This window comes from Streptococcus sp. 2154, from assembly GCF_013277255.1.
Taxonomy (GTDB): Bacteria; Bacillota; Bacilli; order Lactobacillales; family Streptococcaceae; genus Streptococcus; species Streptococcus pseudopneumoniae.
The window spans coordinates 1-3,032 of sequence record NZ_VMMK01000085.1; the positions used below are offsets into that span (position 1 = coordinate 1).

The 3,032-nt window shown below is 39.8% G+C and carries 2 protein-coding genes and 2 pseudogenes; all 4 read left to right on the forward strand.

Going from position 1 to position 3,032, the window contains the following annotated elements:
- Positions 1 to 126 precede the first annotated feature (126 nt).
- Positions 127 to 930: pseudogene (locus HT693_RS11370) on the forward strand (IS5 family transposase).
- 128 nt (positions 931 to 1,058) lie between these two features.
- Positions 1,059 to 1,536: pseudogene (locus HT693_RS11375) on the forward strand (DUF4231 domain-containing protein).
- A gap of 406 nt (positions 1,537 to 1,942) precedes the next feature.
- Complete coding sequence (locus HT693_RS11380; RefSeq protein ID WP_153300005.1) at positions 1,943 to 2,080, forward strand: hypothetical protein; 138 nt, start codon at positions 1,943 to 1,945, stop codon at positions 2,078 to 2,080.
- Between the two features lie 79 nt (positions 2,081 to 2,159).
- Positions 2,160 to 3,032: YSIRK-type signal peptide-containing protein (locus tag HT693_RS11765; protein WP_172925196.1), on the forward strand; the 873-nt coding region annotated here is incomplete at its 3' end.

Here is a 3,032-nt window from a genome sequence, read left to right on the forward strand (position 1 = left end):
GGGGGGGGGTGGTATAATTATTACTAGACTGTATATTCTTCATAGGAGGTACAGTGGGGTAAATAGTCGTAAGTTGCTATTTATATATTAGACTTCCTGCGAAACAAAATATGGTAGAATAGTTCTATGAATTATGAAGCAAGTAAACAACTAACTGATGCACAATTTAAGCGTCTTGTTGGTATTCAGCGTACCACTTTTGAAGAGATGTTAGCTGTATTAAAAAGAGCTTATCAATGTAAATACGCAAAAGGGGGAAGAAAACCTAAATTAAGCCTAGAAGACCTTCTTATGGTCACTCTTCAATATGTGCGAGAATATCGAACTTATGAACAAATTGCGGCTGATTTTGGTATCCACGAAAGCAACTTACTCCGTCGGAGCCAATGGGTTGAAGTAACTCTTGTTCAAAGTGGTTTTACGATTTCAAGAACTCCTCTCAGTTCTGAGGACACGGTAATGATTGATGCGACGGAAGTAAAAATCAATCGCCCTAAAAAACAATTAGAGAATTATTCTGGTAAAAAGAAATGCCACGCTATGAAGGCTCAGGCGATTGTCACAAGTCAAGGGAGAATTGTTTCTTTGGAGCTCGCTGTGAACTATTGTCATGATATGAAGTTGTTCAAAATGAATCGCAGAAATATCGGACAAGCTGGTAAAATCTTGGCTGACAGTGCTTATCAAGGGCTCATGAAGATATATCCTCAAGCATAAACTCCACGTAAATCCAGCAAACTCAAGCCGCTAATAGCTGAAGATAAAGCCTATAACCATGCGCTATCTAAGGAGAGAAGCAAGATTGAGAATATTTTTGCCAAAGTAAAAACGTTTAAAATGTTTTCAACAACCTATCGAAATCATCGTAAACGCTTCGGCTTACGAATGAACTCGATTGCTGGCATTATCAACCGTGAACTAGGATTCTAGTTTTGCAGGAAGTCTAGTTTTACAATCTACAAGTTGATTCACTTTCTATTATGTATTATTATGATAGTGGTAAACAAAACAGAGAGGAGTTCTATATGACACCAGAAGAAGTCTATATGACAGAGTGATTGGAAAAGCAAATCACCTGCTTTCAGGGGAAAAGTTTCCAGCATCGCAGACGCTACAAGGTCTTGGAGATTGCTGAGATTGTTTCCGGTTTTTTGATTGCGATTTTTTGTGCCATTCCCATGCCGGGCGATCACTATCGCCTTGTCTCTGTTGTGCTTTCAAGCATGGGGTTGCTTTGTGAGGGATTGCTTGGTATTTATAATAGCAAGGAACACTGGATATCCTATCAGAAGGCAGCGCAACTTTTAGAACGAGAAAAGTTTCTCTACCAGTGTCTGACTGAGAAATAAATACGCAGGTGAAAGCAAGCCTTTTACATTCTTTGTCAAGATCTGTGAAGGGATAATCTCTGACGAAATAATCAAGTGGGAAGGCATCCAGTCTAAAGAAGCGGGTGTGCCTGCGGAAACTCTACTCCAATGCAAGAAAAATCGAGGGGGTAAAAGAAAACCTATAGTCAGGGAAAGAATAGCCTGACTGGAAAGCAGTATGAAAAAATGGAATTTACAGCGTAAAACAACTCAAGGTCCGGTTTGTTTTTGTGCTTAAAAGACAGGAACTTCCTTGAAACTTGAGTTTGTCTCGGTGCATTTGAAAGAAAACTCAGTTTAGACGGAGACTGTTAAACAAGCTTATGGTCTAACCAGTACGGATGTGGTTGAGTAGCTAGTAGATGGTTTTTTAGAAATGGAAAGAGTGCAGATTTCAATGTTTCAACACCTAAAGGAAGATAACTAGGAGGTGATTAAGGTTAAAACAAAACGGATAAATGGTGATTTATTTTCAGGTCTTATCGCTGATGTCGACGAAGAAATCATGAATAGCGATGACAATCGTTTAGCTATCGATAGGATTGTCATCCAACATAATGGCGGTTTGAGCGATGAAGGAGCACCTGGTATGTATCTACAGGCGTTGGTACCTCTGCTTATTACCAGGCTTGGACTATCCAGAGCATGGTTTTTGCCCTGTAGGAGTCTTTGCCATCATTGATACCCAGGAAGCAGACGGCTACACTTGAGGCTTTCTGAAGTCAGAAAAAGGCTGGCTGGCCTTGGAGTTCACAGAAAGAATTACTTAGAACATAAGGAGAAAAATAATTGTTGAAATTGATACAAAATAAGAAAAAAGGTGGAGAGAAAGCCTTTCGCTACTCTCTCAGAAAATTTAAATTTGGCGCGGCTTCTGTGTTGGTAGGACTCTCCTTTTTAGGCAGTGATATATCTACCGTTTCTGCTCATTTTGAAACGGTAGATAATGTGACTTATCTTGGGGATACACCTAGAGAAGTTGGGTATGCTAAGCAATCAGTACAAGTAAGAACTGAGATATCAAAAAATGGCAAGCATGTAAAATATACAATACTTTTCAATAAAAATTATGAATACTGGGCTAGGCCAGGACTTACTGCTTGGTTACCAACTGGTTTGGATCATCGGACGGTTAGGATTAGAACTTATAATTCTGATGGAAAAACAGGGGGAGGGGGATTGCCGTGGAAATTAGTGCACGATTTGGGAGTGCATGAATTTCCTGGTGCGACAAGAGAATTAGTTTTCAATCCTGATTTTGACCCTAGAAACGAAGGAAAATGGAATGAATTTTGGGAAAAAATAGGAAAGGTTGGTTCAGGTTCCGATATTCCAACTGAGTGGAAAGAAAAAAATCAGTTACTGTTTGGTATCAATTCATGGGAAAATTTTTCTCACAATGCTTACAAGTGGGAAATAGAAGCGGATGTTCAAGATGGGGTAGTGGCTTCACAATTACCTGTCGTAGCTGGAATTGTACAGCCTCGTTCAAGATATCCTCGCTATGTTGCAGTAGGACCTAATGAAACAGTAGATACCGACGGAGACGGTTTCCCTGATAAGGTAGAAAAAGAGAAAGGAACAGATCCAAACGATCCTAAGTCAAATCCAGATACCAAAGACACCGACGGAGACGGTTTCCCTGATAAGGTAGAAAAGGCA

Bases quoted from the DNA above. Each gene is read 5' to 3' on its own strand.
- HT693_RS11380 (WP_153300005.1), top strand. From the start codon at position 1,943: ATGAAGGAGCACCTGGTATGTATCTACAGGCGTTGGTACCTCTGCTTA.